Source organism: Streptomyces sp. NPDC002018 (assembly GCF_042890865.1).
Taxonomy (GTDB): Bacteria; Actinomycetota; Actinomycetes; order Streptomycetales; family Streptomycetaceae; genus Streptomyces.
In genome coordinates this window covers 102136-116790 of record NZ_JBIASO010000021.1, presented here as the reverse complement: position 1 = coordinate 116790, position 14655 = coordinate 102136, and the positions used below count along the sequence as shown (strand labels likewise).

General features: G+C 71.0%; 13 protein-coding genes. 1 reads left to right on the top strand and 12 read right to left on the bottom strand.

From position 1 onward, the window contains the following. Nucleotides 1-261 precede the first annotated feature (261 nt). The 12 genes from coaBC to pyrR form a co-directional block, all read right to left on the bottom strand. Nucleotides 262-1497, bottom strand: coding sequence for a bifunctional phosphopantothenoylcysteine decarboxylase/phosphopantothenate--cysteine ligase CoaBC (gene coaBC, locus ACFYYH_RS28565; protein WP_388556789.1), 1236 nt, complete (start codon nt 1495-1497; stop codon nt 262-264). Between the two features lie 251 nt (nt 1498-1748). Further along, nucleotides 1749-2021 carry a DNA-directed RNA polymerase subunit omega gene (rpoZ, locus tag ACFYYH_RS28560; protein WP_003970369.1) on the bottom strand — a complete coding sequence of 91 codons (273 nt, stop codon included), beginning with the start codon at nt 2019-2021 and terminating at the stop codon, nt 1749-1751. A 97-nt stretch (nt 2022-2118) separates the two neighbouring features. Beyond that, nucleotides 2119-2682, bottom strand: a complete 564-nt coding sequence (gene gmk, locus ACFYYH_RS28555; RefSeq protein ID WP_388556786.1) for a guanylate kinase — start codon at nt 2680-2682, stop codon at nt 2119-2121. A gap of 38 nt (nt 2683-2720) precedes the next feature. After that, on the bottom strand, nt 2721-3044 hold the full coding sequence (locus tag ACFYYH_RS28550) for an integration host factor (protein ID WP_066954827.1): 324 nt from the start codon (nt 3042-3044) through the stop codon (nt 2721-2723). 323 nt (nt 3045-3367) lie between these two features. After that, a complete protein-coding gene (pyrF, locus tag ACFYYH_RS28545; RefSeq protein WP_388556783.1) occupies nt 3368-4330 on the bottom strand; it encodes an orotidine-5'-phosphate decarboxylase in 963 nt (320 codons plus the stop codon). Further along, nucleotides 4327-5436, bottom strand: coding sequence for a quinone-dependent dihydroorotate dehydrogenase (locus ACFYYH_RS28540; protein ID WP_388556781.1), 1110 nt, complete (start codon nt 5434-5436; stop codon nt 4327-4329). Before ACFYYH_RS28540 ends, pyrF begins: the two co-directional genes overlap by 4 nt. Before the next feature lie 133 nt (nt 5437-5569). Beyond that, nucleotides 5570-8896, bottom strand: coding sequence for a carbamoyl-phosphate synthase large subunit (carB, locus tag ACFYYH_RS28535; protein ID WP_388556778.1), 3327 nt, complete (start codon nt 8894-8896; stop codon nt 5570-5572). Further along, on the bottom strand, nt 8889-10034 hold the full coding sequence (carA, locus tag ACFYYH_RS28530) for a glutamine-hydrolyzing carbamoyl-phosphate synthase small subunit (RefSeq protein WP_388556775.1): 1146 nt from the start codon (nt 10032-10034) through the stop codon (nt 8889-8891). Before carA ends, carB begins: the two co-directional genes overlap by 8 nt. Then, nucleotides 10031-10624 carry a hypothetical protein gene (locus ACFYYH_RS28525; protein ID WP_388556882.1) on the bottom strand — a complete coding sequence of 198 codons (594 nt, stop codon included), beginning with the start codon at nt 10622-10624 and terminating at the stop codon, nt 10031-10033. Before ACFYYH_RS28525 ends, carA begins: the two co-directional genes overlap by 4 nt. 8 nt (nt 10625-10632) lie before the next feature. Next, nucleotides 10633-11919, bottom strand: coding sequence for a dihydroorotase (locus ACFYYH_RS28520; protein ID WP_388556772.1), 1287 nt, complete (start codon nt 11917-11919; stop codon nt 10633-10635). A 2-nt stretch (nt 11920-11921) separates the two neighbouring features. Beyond that, on the bottom strand, nt 11922-12995 hold the full coding sequence (locus ACFYYH_RS28515) for an aspartate carbamoyltransferase catalytic subunit (RefSeq protein WP_388556771.1): 1074 nt from the start codon (nt 12993-12995) through the stop codon (nt 11922-11924). An 86-nt stretch (nt 12996-13081) separates the two neighbouring features. Beyond that, nucleotides 13082-13678: a bifunctional pyr operon transcriptional regulator/uracil phosphoribosyltransferase PyrR gene (gene pyrR / locus ACFYYH_RS28510; protein WP_388556768.1), complete on the bottom strand. Its 597-nt coding sequence runs from the start codon at nt 13676-13678 to the stop codon at nt 13082-13084. 231 nt (nt 13679-13909) lie between these two features. On the opposite strand from pyrR, the gene bldD reads away from it, so the two are divergent. Beyond that, nucleotides 13910-14410 carry a transcriptional regulator BldD gene (gene bldD / locus ACFYYH_RS28505; RefSeq protein ID WP_030355502.1) on the top strand — a complete coding sequence of 167 codons (501 nt, stop codon included), beginning with the start codon at nt 13910-13912 and terminating at the stop codon, nt 14408-14410. Nucleotides 14411-14655: the final 245 nt, after the last annotated feature.

Below are 14655 nucleotides of genomic sequence, written 5' to 3'. Positions count from 1 at the left end.
GGTTCTCCAGCGCGGGAAGAGGCGCTCGGCGAAAGACCGGGTGAAAGGGGCCGACCGAAGGACACGCAACACAGAATTCATCTGAGCCCCCATCGCTCCACCCGCCGTCCGTCCACGCGCCTTTCCCTTGGCCGCCCAACGGCCCGGCCCCCGGGACCGCCTTTCGCGGCGGTCCTGGCCCGCCTCGCCCGTCCCGGCCCGTCCGTCCCGCCTCGCCCGTCCCGGCCGTCCCGGCCGACGTGGCCCGCGCTCCGGCCCCCGTCAGCGCGCCGGTCCGGTCCCCCGTTCCGTCCCCGGTCCCAGCCTCGGCACCACCAGATCCCAGACGACCTCCGCGAGGGCCTCCTTCGGGCCGTGGGGCACCGGGGTCTCCCCGCCGTCCGCCGCCAGCACCACCGCTTCGTTCTCCTCCGTGCCGAAGGTCTTGCGCTCCCCGACCTCGTTGACGACCAGCAGGTCGCACCCCTTGCGCAGGAGCTTGCGCCGTCCGTTGGCGAGCACGTCGTCCGTCTCGGCGGCGAAGCCCACGATCACCTGTCCGGCGTGCGCGCGCTCGGCCGAGATCTCGGCCAGGATGTCCGGGTTGCGCACCAGCGCGACCGGCGCGGGCTCCTCCCCGTCCTTCTTCTTGATCTTCCCCTCGGCGTACACGGTGGGCCGGAAATCGGCGACGGCCGCCGCCATCACCACCACATCCGCCTCCGCCGCGGCCTTCAGCACCGCCTCCCGGAGCTGTACGGCCGTGCCCACATGGACCACATCGACACCCGCCGGGTCCGTCATCCCCGTATTGGCCTCGATCAGGGTGACCCTGGCCCCCCGGGCCGCCGCCGTACGGGCCAGGGCGAACCCCTGCTTGCCCGAGGAGCGGTTCCCCAGATAGCGCACGGGGTCGAGCGGCTCGCGCGTACCGCCCGCGCTGACCACGACATGGCGGCCCGCCAGATCCGGTTCCGGGACGCCGCGCGCCAGGACCCGGCGGCAGAGCTCGAAGATCTCGCCCGGATCGGGCAGCCGGCCCTTGCCGGTGTCGACACCGGTGAGCCGGCCGACGGCGGGCTCGATCACGACGGCGCCACGGCGGCGCAGCGTCGCGACATTCTCCTGGGTGGCGGGGTGCTCCCACATCTCGGTGTGCATGGCCGGCGCGAAGACGACCGGACAGCGCGCGGTGAGGAGCGTGTTGGTGAGCAGATCGTCGGCGAGGCCGTGCGCCGCCTTGGCGAGCAGATCCGCGGTGGCCGGGGCGACGACGACCAGATCGGCCGACTGCCCGATCCGCACATGCGGCACCTCGTGGACATCGGCCCAGACCTCGGTGGAGACGGGATGGCCGGAGAGCGCCGACCAGGTCGCGGCCCCGACGAAGTGCAGAGCGGACGCGGTCGGCACCACCCGTACGTCATGGCCGGACTCGGTGAGTCTGCGCAGCAGCTCGCACGCCTTGTACGCGGCGATCCCGCCGCCGACCCCCAGAACGACCTTCGGCTTCTCCACCGTGTCTCCCCTCCAACCACGCGCGCACCACTTGTCCGCGCGTTCGGCCCGTACACCCGTCGGCCCGTGCGTCCGTCGGCCCGTGCGTCCGTCGGCCCATATGTCCGTCGGTCCGTACGCCCGGTCCCATGACACACCACAGGCCCGGCAGTCGCGCTGCCGGGCCTGTGGACAAACAAGAGAAAGTGCGAACGTACGATGTGCGACCGTACGACGACTGAGCCGCGTACGAGTACCGAGCCGCGTAACGACTACTGAGCCGGGCCCTCGATGGCCTCCGAGGTCAGCAGCCCCGCGTTGATCTCGCGCAGGGCGATGGAGAGCGGCTTCTCGTGGACGTGGGTGTCCACCAGCGGACCGACGTACTCCAGCAGACCCTCACCGAGCTGCGAGTAGTACGCGTTGATCTGACGGGCGCGCTTGGCCGCGTAGATCACGAGGCTGTACTTCGAGTCCGTGGCCTCGAGCAGCTCATCGATCGGCGGGTTGATGATGCCCTCGGGCGTGGTGATGGAAGAGGACACTCTCTAGCCTTCCGAAGAAAATTCAGGGAGATACCGGCGGCCCGCTACCGGCGCCACCGGCGGTGGGATTCCCGATGCGGGAAAAGCCCACAAAAGATCATGCAACTGCCATCAAGGCTAGCAGCTCACGCGCGACGTCCTCGACCGAGGTGTTGACCAGGGTCGTATCGAACTCCGACTCGGCGGCCAGTTCCACCTTGGCGGCCGCCAGCCGGCGTTCGATCACCTCGGGCGATTCCGTGCCCCGGCCGGTGAGCCGGCGCACCAGCTCGTCCCAGCTCGGCGGAGCCAGAAAGACCAGCCGGGAATCGGGCAGGGATTCCTTGACCTGCCGGGCACCCTGGAGATCGATCTCCAGCAGTACGGGCTCGCCCGCCGCCAGCCGGTCGAGAACCGCCTGCCGCGGAGTGCCATAACGATGGCCCGCGAACTCCGCCCATTCCAGGAGTTCACCATTGGCGACCAGTTTGTCGAACTCCTCGTCGGTGACGAAGAAATACTGGACGCCGTGGCGTTCGCCGGGGCGCGGCTTTCTGGTGGTGGCCGACACCGAGAGCCATACCTCGGGGTGGACCTTGCGCATATGGGCGACGACCGTGCTCTTACCGACCCCGGAGGGGCCGGAGAGCACGGTCAGCCGCGGTCGTGCCTCTGCTGCCATGCAGCGATTATCCAGGTTCCCGGAGGTCTCCGGGAACGTCAGGCGCCGCTGCCGCCGAACTCGCGCTCAAGGGAGGCGATCTGGTTGGAGCCGAGGCCCCGGACACGCCGGCTCTCGGAGATCCCGAGCCGCTCCATGATCTGCTTGGCGCGGACCTTGCCCACGCCGGGCAGGGACTCGAGCAGTGCGGAGACCTTCATCTTCCCGATGACGTCGTTCTCCTGGCCCTGCTTGATGACGTCATGGAGAGAGGCGCCGGAGTGCTTGAGTCGATTCTTGACCTCGGCCCGCTCCCGGCGAGCCGCGGCGGCCTTTTCGAGCGCGGCTGCGCGCTGTTCAGGGGTAAGGGGCGGAAGAGCCACGCCTACGTCACCTCGGATGTCGAACTGTCGGATACGGACCGGTGAGGAACCTGTTCGCCCCACACCAGGCGAGCAACGGGCAACGCACTGCACGTTGGCTCTCGACGGAGACTAGCGGCCAAGGCCGCTGGAGTCAGCGAGAACAGACGAAAAGTCCTGGTCAGCATCGATCAGGGGTGACATTTTGGTCATTTTGCCCAACTTTTTGGTCAGCGGGCCCGTCGAGAAGCCGGTGACCGGCATCCATGTGTACGGGGCAATCTCCTGCCGGACACTCCGCCGGGGCCCTCCCCCGGCCTCCCGACGGACTCACCGGCCTCCCGTCAGACCTTCCGCCGGACCTCGCCACCGGCCTCTCCGAGGGCGGTCCGCACCTCGTCCGTGAACCGCGCCGCGGCCTCCCGGAGGGAACTGATGTCCGGACCGTGCCGCAGCACGCCCCGGCTGACGCTCGGCACCACATCGCGCACCGCGGCACCGAACAGACCGGGCAGATCGGCGGGGGTCGCGCCCTGCGCGCCGATACCGGGGGCGAGCAGCGGACCGTTGATGGCGAGGTCCACGCCCGCGTGGACCAGGGTCGCCCCGACGACCGCCCCGACGGAGCCGAGCGGTTCCGCTCCCGCGTTCTCGGCCGCCATGTGGTCGAGCATGACCTGGGCCAGCGACCGGCCGTCGGGGGCGGTGGCACGCTGCACCTCGGCCCCCTCCGGGTTGGAGGTGAGCGCGAGCACGAAGACCCCGGCCCCCGAGACGGCCGCCGCGTCCAGCGCCGGCCGCAGGGATCCGAAGCCCAGGTACGGCGAGACCGTGACCGCGTCCGAGAAGAGAGGTGAGTCCTTGTCCAGGTAGGTCGCCGCGTACGCGGCCATCGTCGAGCCGATGTCACCGCGCTTGGCGTCCATCAGCACCAGCGCCCCGGCCGCCCGCGCCTCCTCGACGGCCTTCTCCAGCACGGCGATGCCGCGCGAGCCGAACCGCTCGAAGAACGCCGACTGCGGTTTGAGCACGGCCACCCGGTCGGCCAGCGCCTCCACGGTCGTCCGGGTGAAGCGCTCCAGACCCGCGAGGTCGTCGCCGAGGCCCCAGGCCGTGAGCAGCGAGCCGTGCGGGTCGACGCCGACACAGAGCGGGCCCCTGCTGTCCATGGCGTGCCGCAGCCGGGCGCCGAAGGGCTCCTGACGGTCCCCGTGGCCCGCGCCGCCCCGGCCCGCGCCCCCTCCGGTGTCCGTGCCCGGCGTTTCCCCGCCGCCCCCGGCGCCCGCGCCGGACAGTTCCTCGGTCATGCGGTCACCTTCCGGGTGTCTGCGCCGACGGCTTCGGCGAGGGTGGTGTACGGGCTGACCCGGAGCCGGGCCGCGAGCCCCTTGTGGAGGGAACGGCTCCAGAACGGCCCCTCGTAGATGAAGGCGCTGTAGCCCTGGACCAGCGTGGCACCGGCGAGGATGCGCTGCCAGGCGTCCTCGGCGCTCTCCACGCCGCCGACCCCGACCAGGGTGATCCGGTCGCCCACCCGCGCGTACAGCCTGCGCAGCACCTCCAGCGAGCGCGCCTTCAGGGGCGCTCCCGACAGCCCGCCGGTCTCGGCGGTCAGCGCGGGGTCCGACACCAGTCCGAGCCCCTCGCGCGCCACGGTCGTGTTGGTGGCGATGATCCCGTCCAGAGCGAGTTCGACGGCGAGGTCGGCCACGGCGTCGATGTCCTCGTCCGGGAGATCGGGTGCGATCTTGACCAGCAGCGGCACCCTGCGGTCGGTGACGGTACGGTCGGCGGCCTCCCGTACGGCCGTCAGCAGCGGCCGGAGCAGGTCGACGGCCTGAAGGCCGCGCAGTCCGGGGGTGTTGGGCGAGCTGACATTGACCACGAGATAGTCGGCGTGGGCCGCCAGCCGTTCGGTGGACAGGACGTAGTCACCGATCGCCTCACTCTCGGGGACGGCCTTGGTCTTGCCGATGTTGACGCCGACCGTGGTCCTGAAGACCGCCTTGCGGGCCCTCAGCCGTGCCGCCACGGCGGCCGAGCCCTCGTTGTTGAAGCCCATCCGGTTGATCAGGGCGCGGTCGGCCACGAGCCGGAAGAGCCGCTTGCGCGGGTTGCCCGGCTGCGGCTCGCCCGTGACCGTACCGATCTCGACATGGTCGAAGCCGAGCATGGCCAGGCCGTCGATGGCGAGGGCGTTCTTGTCGAAGCCCGCGGCGAGTCCGAAGGGGCCGTGCATCCGCAGTCCGAACGCCTCGGTGCGCAGCTCCTCGAAGCGCGGGGCGAGAGCGGCGGCGACGAAGGTGCGCAGGACGGGGACGCGGGCCGCGAGCCGGATCCATCCGACGGCGAGGTGATGGGCGCGCTCCGGGTCCGCGCGCCGGAAGACCAGCCTGAAGAAGAGTGAGTACATGGAGTGGGTCTTTCCTCGTGGGTCTTTCCTCGTGGGTCTTTCCTCGTGGGAGCACCGTGGGAGCCATGGGAAACCGTGGGAGCCATGGGAAGGGGGACACCGGTGCCGGTGTCCCCCGTGAGGCTTCCCGTTTCTACTCCTCGCGCGCCGCGATCAGGCGCTGCGCGTGCTCCTGGAGCGAGCGGACACCGACCTCGCCGTGGGTGAGGGCGTCGATGCCCTGGACGGCGGCGGCCAGCGCCTGGACCGTCGTCAGACAGGGCACACCGCGTGCCACGGCCGCCGTACGGATGTCGTAGCCGTCGAGCCGGCCACCCGTTCCGTACGGGGTGTTGACGATCAGGTCGACCTCGCCGTCGTGGATGAGCTGAACGACGGTCTTCTCGCCGTCCGGGCCCTCGCCCTCGCTCTGCTTGCGCACCACGACCGCGCTGATGCCGTTGCGCCTGAGCACCTCGGCGGTGCCCGAGGTGGCGAGCAGCTCGAAGCCGTGGGCGACCAGCTCACGCGCCGGGAAGATCATCGAGCGCTTGTCGCGGTTGGCCACGGAGATGAAGGCCCGGCCCTTGGTGGGCAGCGGGCCGTACGCGCCGGCCTGCGACTTGGCGTACGCCGTGCCGAAGGCCGAGTCGATGCCCATGACCTCGCCGGTGGAGCGCATCTCCGGGCCGAGGATGGTGTCCACGCCGCGGCCGTGGATGTCGCGGAAACGCGACCACGGCATCACGGCCTCCTTGACGGAGATCGGCGCGTCGAGCGGCAGGGTGCCGCCGTCGCCGTGCGTCGGCAGCAGTCCCTCGGCGCGCAGCCCGGCGATGGTGGCGCCCAGGGAGATGCGGGCCGCGGCCTTGGCGAGGGGTACGGCGGTCGCCTTGGAGGTGAAGGGGACCGTACGGGAGGCACGCGGGTTGGCCTCCAGGACGTACAGGATGTCCCCGGCCATCGCGAACTGGATGTTGATCAGCCCGCGGACCCCGACGCCCTTGGCGATGGCCTCCGTGGAGGCGCGCAGCCGCTTGATGTCGAAGCCCCCCAGGGTGATGGGCGGCAGGGCGCACGCCGAGTCGCCGGAGTGGATGCCGGCCTCCTCGATGTGCTCCATCACTCCGCCGAGGTACAACTCCGTACCGTCGTAGAGCGCGTCCACGTCGATCTCGATGGCGTCGTCGAGGAAGCGGTCCACGAGGACCGGCCGGGTGGGGCTGATCTCGGTGGACTCGGCGATGTACGAGGAGAGCCGGGGCTCGTCGTACACGATCTCCATGCCGCGCCCGCCGAGGACGTACGAGGGCCGGACGAGGACCGGGTAGCCGATCTCGTCGGCGATGGCCTTGGCCTCGGCGAAGGTGGTGGCGGTGCCGTGCTTGGGCGCGGGCAGTCCGGCCTCGGCGAGGACCCGTCCGAAGGCGCCGCGGTCCTCGGCGGCGTGGATCGCCTCGGGGGGCGTGCCGACGACGGGTACGCCGTTGTCCTTGAGCGCCTGGGCGAGACCGAGCGGGGTCTGGCCGCCGAGCTGCACGATGACGCCGGCGACGGGTCCCGCCTGCGTCTCGGCGTGCACGATCTCCAGGACGTCCTCCAGGGTGAGCGGCTCGAAGTAGAGCCGGTCGGAGGTGTCGTAGTCGGTGGAGACGGTCTCGGGGTTGCAGTTGACCATCACGGTCTCGTACCCGGCCTCGCTGAGCGCGAAGGAGGCGTGGACACAGGAGTAGTCGAACTCGATGCCCTGGCCGATCCGGTTGGGGCCCGAGCCGAGGATGATCACGGCGGGCTTCTCGCGCGGGGCGACCTCGCTCTCCTCGTCGTACGAGGAGTAGAAGTACGGGGTCTTCGCGGCGAACTCGGCGGCGCAGGTGTCCACCGTCTTGTAGACCGGGCGCACCCCTAGGGCGTGCCTGACCTCGCGGACCACGTCCTCGCGCAGCCCGCGGATCCCGGCGATCTGCGCGTCGGAGAAGCCGTGCCGCTTGGCCGCGGCGAGCAGTTCGGGCGAGAGCCTCTCGGCGGCGGCCAGCTCGTCGGCGTACTCCTTGATCAGGAAGAGCTGGTCGACGAACCACGGGTCGATCTTCGTCGCCTCGAAGACCTCCTCCTGGGTGGCACCGGCGCGGATGGCCCGCATGACGGTGTTGATCCGGCCGTCGGTGGGGACCTTGGCGGTCTCCAGCAGCGCGTCCTTGGCGCCCGGCCCGGCGAGGCCCGCGTCCTCGGTGAAGGAGAACTGGCTGCCCGCCTTCTCCAGCGAGCGCAGTGCCTTCTGGAGTGCCTCGGTGAAGTTGCGGCCGATGGCCATGGCCTCGCCGACCGACTTCATGGTGGTGGTGAGGCTGGCGTCGGCCGCCGGGAACTTCTCGAAGGCGAAGCGCGGCACCTTGACGACCACATAGTCGAGCGTCGGCTCGAAGGACGCCGGGGTCTTCTCGGTGATGTCGTTGGGGATCTCGTCCAGTGTGTAGCCGACGGCGAGCCGGGCGGCGATCTTCGCGATCGGGAAGCCGGTGGCCTTGGAGGCGAGGGCGGAGGAGCGGGAGACGCGCGGGTTCATCTCGATGACGATGACCCGGCCGTCCTCGGGGTTGACCGCGAACTGGATGTTGCAGCCACCGGTGTCGACACCGACCTCGCGGATCACGGCGATGCCGATGTCCCGCAGGATCTGGTACTCGCGGTCGGTGAGCGTCATGGCGGGCGCGACGGTGATCGAGTCACCGGTGTGCACGCCCATCGGGTCGAAGTTCTCGATGGAGCAGACGACCACGACGTTGTCGTGCTTGTCGCGCATCAGCTCCAGCTCGTACTCCTTCCAGCCGAGGATGGACTCCTCCAGGAGCACCTCGGTGGTCGGGGAGAGCATCAGTCCCTGTCCGGCGATCCGGCGCAGTTCGTCCTCGGTGTGCGCGAAGCCGGAGCCCGCGCCGCCCATGGTGAAGGAGGGGCGGACGACGACGGGGTAGCCGCCGAGCGTGTCGACGCCGGCCAGGACCTCGTCCATGGAGTGGCAGATGACCGAGCGCGCGGACTCGCCGTGGCCGATCTTGGCGTGGACGGCCCTGACGACCTCCTTGAAGAGGTCGCGGTCCTCGCCCTTGTTGATCGCCTCGACATTGGCGCCGATCAGCTCGACGCCGTACTTGGTGAGGGTGCCGGCGTCATGGAGGGAGATCGCCGTGTTGAGCGCGGTCTGGCCGCCCAGGGTGGGCAGCAGCGCGTCGGGGCGCTCCTTGGCGATGATCTTCTCGACGAACTCGGGGGTGATCGGCTCGACATAGGTGGCGTCGGCGATCTCCGGGTCCGTCATGATCGTGGCGGGGTTGGAGTTGACCAGGATGACGCGCAGGCCCTCGGCCTTGAGGACGCGGCAGGCCTGGGTGCCGGAGTAGTCGAACTCGGCGGCCTGGCCGATGACGATCGGTCCTGAACCGATGACCAGGACGGACTGGATGTCGCTGCGCTTAGGCACGCTGGTCCTCCATCAGGGATACGAAGCGGTCGAAGAGGTACGCGGCGTCGTGCGGGCCCGCGGCCGCCTCGGGGTGGTACTGGACGCTGAAGACGGGCCGGTCGAGCAGCCTGAGGCCCTCGACCACGTTGTCGTTGAGGCAGACGTGCGAGACCTCGGCGCGGCCGTAGGGGGTCTCGGAGACCTGGTCGAGCGGGGCGTCGACGGCGAATCCGTGGTTGTGCGCGGTGACCTCGACCTTGCCGGTCGTGCGGTCCTGCACCGGCTGGTTGATGCCCCGGTGGCCGTACTTCAGCTTGTAGGTGCCGAAGCCGAGGGCGCGGCCGAGGAGCTGGTTGCCGAAGCAGATGCCGAAGAGCGGTGTGCCGCGCTCCAGGACGCCCTTGACGACGGTGAGGTCGGCGGTGGCCGGGTCGCCGGGGCCGTTGGAGAGGAACACCCCGTCGGGGGCGGTCGCGTACACCTCGTCGAGGGTGGCGGTGGCCGGCAGGACATGCACCTCGATCCCGCGCTCGGCCATCCGCTGCGGGGTCATGCCCTTGATGCCCAGGTCCAGTGCGGCGACGGTGAAGCGCTTGGTGCCGAGGGCGGGCACGACGTAGGCGTGCTCGGTGGCGACCTCGGCGGAGAGATCGGCGCCGGACATCGCGGGGGTCTCCTGGACGCGTGCGAGCAGCGTCGCCTCGTCCGCGAGCGACGCGCCGGAGAAGATGCCGACGCGCATCGCGCCGCGCTCGCGCAGATGGCGGGTGAGCGCGCGGGTGTCGATGCCGCTGATGCCCACGACGCCCTGGTCGAGGAGTTCCTGGTCGAGGGAGCGCCGGGAGCGCCAGTTGGAGGGGGTGCGGGCGGGGTCGCGTACGACATAGCCGGCGACCCAGATCCGGCGGGACTCCGGGTCCTCGTCGTTGACGCCGGTGTTGCCGACGTGCGGAGCGGTCATCACGACGACCTGGCGGTGATACGACGGGTCGGTGAGGGTCTCCTGGTAGCCGGTCATGCCGGTGGAGAACACCGCCTCGCCGAAGGTCTCCCCCACGGCCCCGTAGGCGCGGCCGCGGAAGCTGCGGCCGTCCTCCAGGACGAGTACGGCGGGAGACGCCTCGGCGCGGGCGGTTCCCCGGGTGGAGGTGGTCATCGTGCGGGGCCTTCCGTCGTGATGTTCAGGGCGTTCATGGGGGCCGGGCCGCGAGGGCACAGGGCGTTGACGGCCTCCACCCAGGCGGTGTGCTCGGCGGAGCGGTCGGCGCGGAAGCCGGAGTCGATCAGCGTGCCGCCGTGCTCCCAGGTGACGATCAGCAGCCCGCCCTCGGCGAGGACCTTCCCCGCGATGCCCTCGTCGAGCCGGGCCTCACGGAGCTGGGCGGCGGGGATGAAGAAGTCGTTCGCGCCGGGGCGTACGACGTCCAGTCCCGCGTCCGTGAGCGTCAGCTCCACCCGGCTGCGGGAGCCCAGGCCGTGGGCGACGATGCGGTCGAGCCACTGGCCCGCGGTCGTGGAGCCGTGGTAGCGGCCCGCCATGGCCAGAGTGGCCGCGCCGGGCGCGGCGGGGGCGGCGGGCAGCTCGGGCAGATCCGACTGGAGGCTGCCGCGCCACTTCCAGCCCTGGCGCATCAGCCAGTACACCAGCGCGACGAAGAGGAGCAGACCGACGACCCAGCCGATTCGGGCGGCCCAGTCGGTCACCTCCGCCGACCGCTGCTCGGCGGCCAGGGGGAGAGAGAGCATCGCAGTTGTCACGCCAGATTCCCGTCGACGACCGTGGCGCGGCCCCGGAGGAAGGTGTGGGTGACGCGTCCTGGCAGCTCACGGCCCTGGTAGGGAGTGTTGCGGCTGCGGGAGGCGAAGCCCGTCGGGTCCACAGGACCACGGTATGCCGGATCGACCAGGGTCAGGTTGGCGGGCTCGCCCACCGAGACGGGACGGCCGTGGCCCGTGAGGCGGCCGATACGGGCCGGGCGGAACGACATCCGGTCGGCGACCCCGGCCCAGTCCAGCAGCCCGGTCTCCACCATCGTCTCCTGGACGACCGACAGGGCCGTCTCCAGACCGACCATGCCCATGGCGGCGGCGGCCCACTCGCAGTCCTTGTCCTCGTGCGGATGCGGGGCGTGGTCGGTGGCGACACAGTCGATCGTGCCGTCCGCGAGCGCCGCGCGCAGCGCCTGGACGTCCGCCTCGGTGCGCAGCGGCGGGTTCACCTTGTAGACGGGGTCGTACGACCGGACCAGCTCGTCGGTGAGGAGGAGGTGGTGCGGGGTGACCTCGGCCGTGACGTTCCAGCCCTTGGACTTCGCCCAGCGCACCAGGTCGACGGAGCCGGCGGTCGACAGATGGCAGATATGGACCCGGGAGCCGACATGGGCGGCGAGGAGCACGTCGCGGGCGATGATCGACTCCTCGGCGACGGCCGGCCAGCCGCCGAGCCCCAGTTCGGCGGAGACGACGCCCTCGTTCATCTGGGCGCCCTCGGTCAGCCGGGGCTCCTGGGCGTGCTGTGCGATCACCCCGTCGAAGGCCTTCACGTACTCCAGCGCCCGCCGCATGATCACGGCGTCGTCCACGCACTTGCCGTCGTCCGAGAAGACCCGGACCTGGGCGGCGGAGTCATGCATGGCGCCCAGCTCCGCGAGGTGCTTGCCCTCCAGCCCCACGGTCACGGCGCCGACGGGCTGGACATCGCAGTAGCCGTGTTCGCGGCCCAGCCGCCAGACCTGCTCCACCACGCCGGCGGTGTCGGCCACGGGGAAGGTGTTAGCCATGGCGTGGACCGCGGTGAAGCCGCCGACGGCGGCGGCGCGCGTGCCCGTCAGCACGGTCTCGGAGTCCTCGCGTCCCGGCTCTCGCAGATGCGTGTGCAGATCGACCAGGCCGGGCAGCAGCACGCGCCCCTCGGCCTCCACGACCGTGGCGCCGCCCGCGTCGAGTCCCGTGCCGGTCTCCGCGATGGTCTCGCCGTCGATCAGCACGTCCTGCGGCTCGCCGCCGAGCACCCGCGCGCCCCGGATAAGGGTCTTGCTCATGGTTACTTGTTCTCCTCGGATGCAGGGGTGCGCGCGAGGCGCCCGTTCTCGGTGGCGGTGGCGGTGGCGGATGACGGACGGGCGTGGGAGTGGGTGACGGCGGGCTCGTTGCCGCCCAGCAGCAGATAGAGCACGGCCATCCGGATCGAGACCCCGTTGGTGACCTGCTCGACGGCGGTGCAGCGGTCGGAGTCGGCGACCTCCGCGGTGATCTCCATGCCGCGGTTCATCGGGCCGGGGTGCATCACGACGGAGTTCTCCGGCATCCGGCTCATCCGGTCGCCGTCCAGGCCGTAGCGGCGGGAGTACTCGCGCTCGGTCGGGAAGAACGCGGCGTTCATCCGCTCGCGCTGGACCCGCAGCATCATCACCGCGTCGGAGGTGGGCAGCACCCGGTCCAGGTCGTACGAGACCTCGCACGGCCAGTCCTCGACGCCGATCGGTACGAGCGTGGGCGGCGCGACGACCGTGACCCGGGCGCCCAGGGTGTGCAGCAGCAGGATGTTCGAGCGGGCGACCCGGCTGTGCAGCACGTCGCCGACGATGGTGACCCGCCGCCCGTCGAGGCCGTGCCCGATGCCCGGATCGGCGCCGACCAGACGGCGGCGCAGGGTGAAGGCGTCGAGCAGCGCCTGGGTGGGGTGCTCATGGGTGCCGTCGCCCGCGTTGACGACCGCGCCGTCGATCCAGCCGGAGGTGGCGAGCCGGTAGGGGGCGCCGGACGCGGGGTGCCGGATGACGACGGCGTCGGCGCCCATCGCCTCCAGGGTCAGCGCGGTGTCCTTGAGCGACTCGCCCTTGGAGACGGACGAACCCTTGGCGGAGAAGTTGATGACATCGGCCGACAGGCGCTTGGCGGCGGCCTCGAAGGAGATCCGGGTGCGGGTGGAGTCCTCGAAGAAGAGATTCACGACGGTGCGGCCGCGCAGGGTCGGCAGCTTCTTGATGGGCCGGTCGGCGACCCGGGCCATCTCTTCCGCGGTGTCGAGGATCAGCACGGCGTCGTCACGGCTGAGGTCGGCCGCCGAGATGAGATGGCCGGGAGTGCGGGGGCTTGCCCCTGGGAGGCGCAGCATCGGGAGAGGGCTCCGGTGTCTGGGTGTGCGGGCATGCGGGCGCCCGGAGGCGTCCGTACGGGGGTTCGGGGCGTACGGAGGCGGGCCTACTGCTCGCCGGACGCGACAGGCCGCTGGAGGCCGAGCAGCACGGTGTCCCGGCCGTCCTCCTCGGCGAGCTGGACCTTGACCGTCTCCCGCAGCGAGGTGGGGATGTTCTTGCCGACGTAGTCGGCGCGGATCGGCAGCTCGCGGTGGCCCCGGTCGACGAGGACGGCGAGCTGGACGGCGCGCGGGCGGCCGATGTCGCCGAGCGCGTCGAGCGCGGCGCGGATGGTGCGGCCGGAGAAGAGCACATCGTCGACGAGGACCACGAGACGTCCGTCGACCCCGTCACCGGGGATGTCGGTGCGGGCCAGCGCGCGGGCGGGACGCAGCCGCAGATCGTCGCGGTACATGGTGATGTCGAGGGAGCCGACCGGGATCGTGCGTCCCGTGATCTCCGCGAGTTTGGCGGCCAGCCGGCGGGCCAGGAAGACGCCGCGGGTCGGAATGCCGAGCAGCACCACGTCGTCGGCGCCCTTGGCGCGTTCGACGATCTCGTGGGCGATACGGGTCAGGACCCGCGCGATGTCGGGTGCCTCCAGAACGGGGCGCGCGGCACCGGTGCTGTCGGCCGAGGAGTCTGTCGTGTCGGTGTCCATAAAAAACGGACCTCCTTCTCCGCCTCACGGGACGGACTTTAAAGGACGTCGAAATTACGCCACCCAGGCTAGCAGGGCGTCCGGGCGGTAGGTGGCGGTACCCCCTCGGAAGGCAGTCAGGAGGCGGCGGAAAGCCCCCGGGGGAGCCGGTCGCGGATCCCTCGGCTTGACGCATCCAAGTAACGCTGCGTAACCTCACAGTGAGTTACCAGACTTCGTCCGGGGAGCTATATGTCCAGCGAATACGCAAAGCAGCTCGGGGCCAAACTCCGCGCCATCCGCACCCAGCAGGGCCTCTCGCTCCATGGCGTGGAGGAGAAGTCCCAGGGCCGCTGGAAGGCCGTGGTGGTCGGTTCGTACGAGCGTGGCGACCGTGCCGTGACGGTGCAGCGCCTGGCCGAGCTGGCGGATTTCTACGGGGTCCCCGTGCAGGAACTGCTTCCTGGCACGACGCCCGGCGGAGCCGCCGAGCCGCCGCCGAAGCTCGTTCTCGATCTGGAGCGGCTGGCCCATGTGCCGCAGGAGAAGGCGGGCCCGCTCCAGCGGTACGCGGCGACGATCCAGAGCCAGCGCGGCGACTACAACGGCAAGGTGCTGTCGATCCGCCAGGACGACCTGCGCACGCTTGCCGTGATCTACGACCAGTCGCCGTCGGTCCTGACCGAGCAGCTCATCAGCTGGGGCGTTCTCGACGCGGACGCCCGCCGCGCGGTGGCCCACGAAGAGGGCTGACCGGCCCGGCACATATCAGCAGAAACGTCACCTCCGGGGGGCGGTCCCGTCTGCCCCACGGGACCGCCCCCCGGCGCGTTCACACCTGTCGGCGCCAGACCGTGTCGCGGACAGCCGTGTCCTCGGTCGCCGGGCGGGGGGGGGGGGGCCCCCCCCCCGGGCGCCCGGGCCCCCCCCCGCCCGCGCGGGCCCCGGCCGGGCCGGGCCGCAACCCCGGCCCCGGGGAAGGGGCGAGGCGCGGCGCC

Bases quoted from the DNA above. Each gene is read 5' to 3' on its own strand.
- gmk (WP_388556786.1), bottom strand. From the start codon at position 2,682: ATGGCAGCAGAGGCACGACCGCGGCTGACCGTGCTCTCCGGCCCCTCC.
- pyrF (WP_388556783.1), bottom strand. From the start codon at position 4,330: ATGACCGAGGAACTGTCCGGCGCGGGCGCCGGGGGCGGCGGGGAAACG.
- ACFYYH_RS28540 (WP_388556781.1), bottom strand. From the start codon at position 5,436: ATGTACTCACTCTTCTTCAGGCTGGTCTTCCGGCGCGCGGACCCGGAG.
- carA (WP_388556775.1), bottom strand. From the start codon at position 10,034: ATGACCACCTCCACCCGGGGAACCGCCCGCGCCGAGGCGTCTCCCGCC.
- ACFYYH_RS28525 (WP_388556882.1), bottom strand. From the start codon at position 10,624: ATGCTCTCTCTCCCCCTGGCCGCCGAGCAGCGGTCGGCGGAGGTGACC.
- ACFYYH_RS28520 (WP_388556772.1), bottom strand. From the start codon at position 11,919: ATGAGCAAGACCCTTATCCGGGGCGCGCGGGTGCTCGGCGGCGAGCCG.
- ACFYYH_RS28515 (WP_388556771.1), bottom strand. From the start codon at position 12,995: ATGCTGCGCCTCCCAGGGGCAAGCCCCCGCACTCCCGGCCATCTCATC.
- pyrR (WP_388556768.1), bottom strand. From the start codon at position 13,678: ATGGACACCGACACGACAGACTCCTCGGCCGACAGCACCGGTGCCGCG.
- bldD (WP_030355502.1), top strand. From the start codon at position 13,910: ATGTCCAGCGAATACGCAAAGCAGCTCGGGGCCAAACTCCGCGCCATC.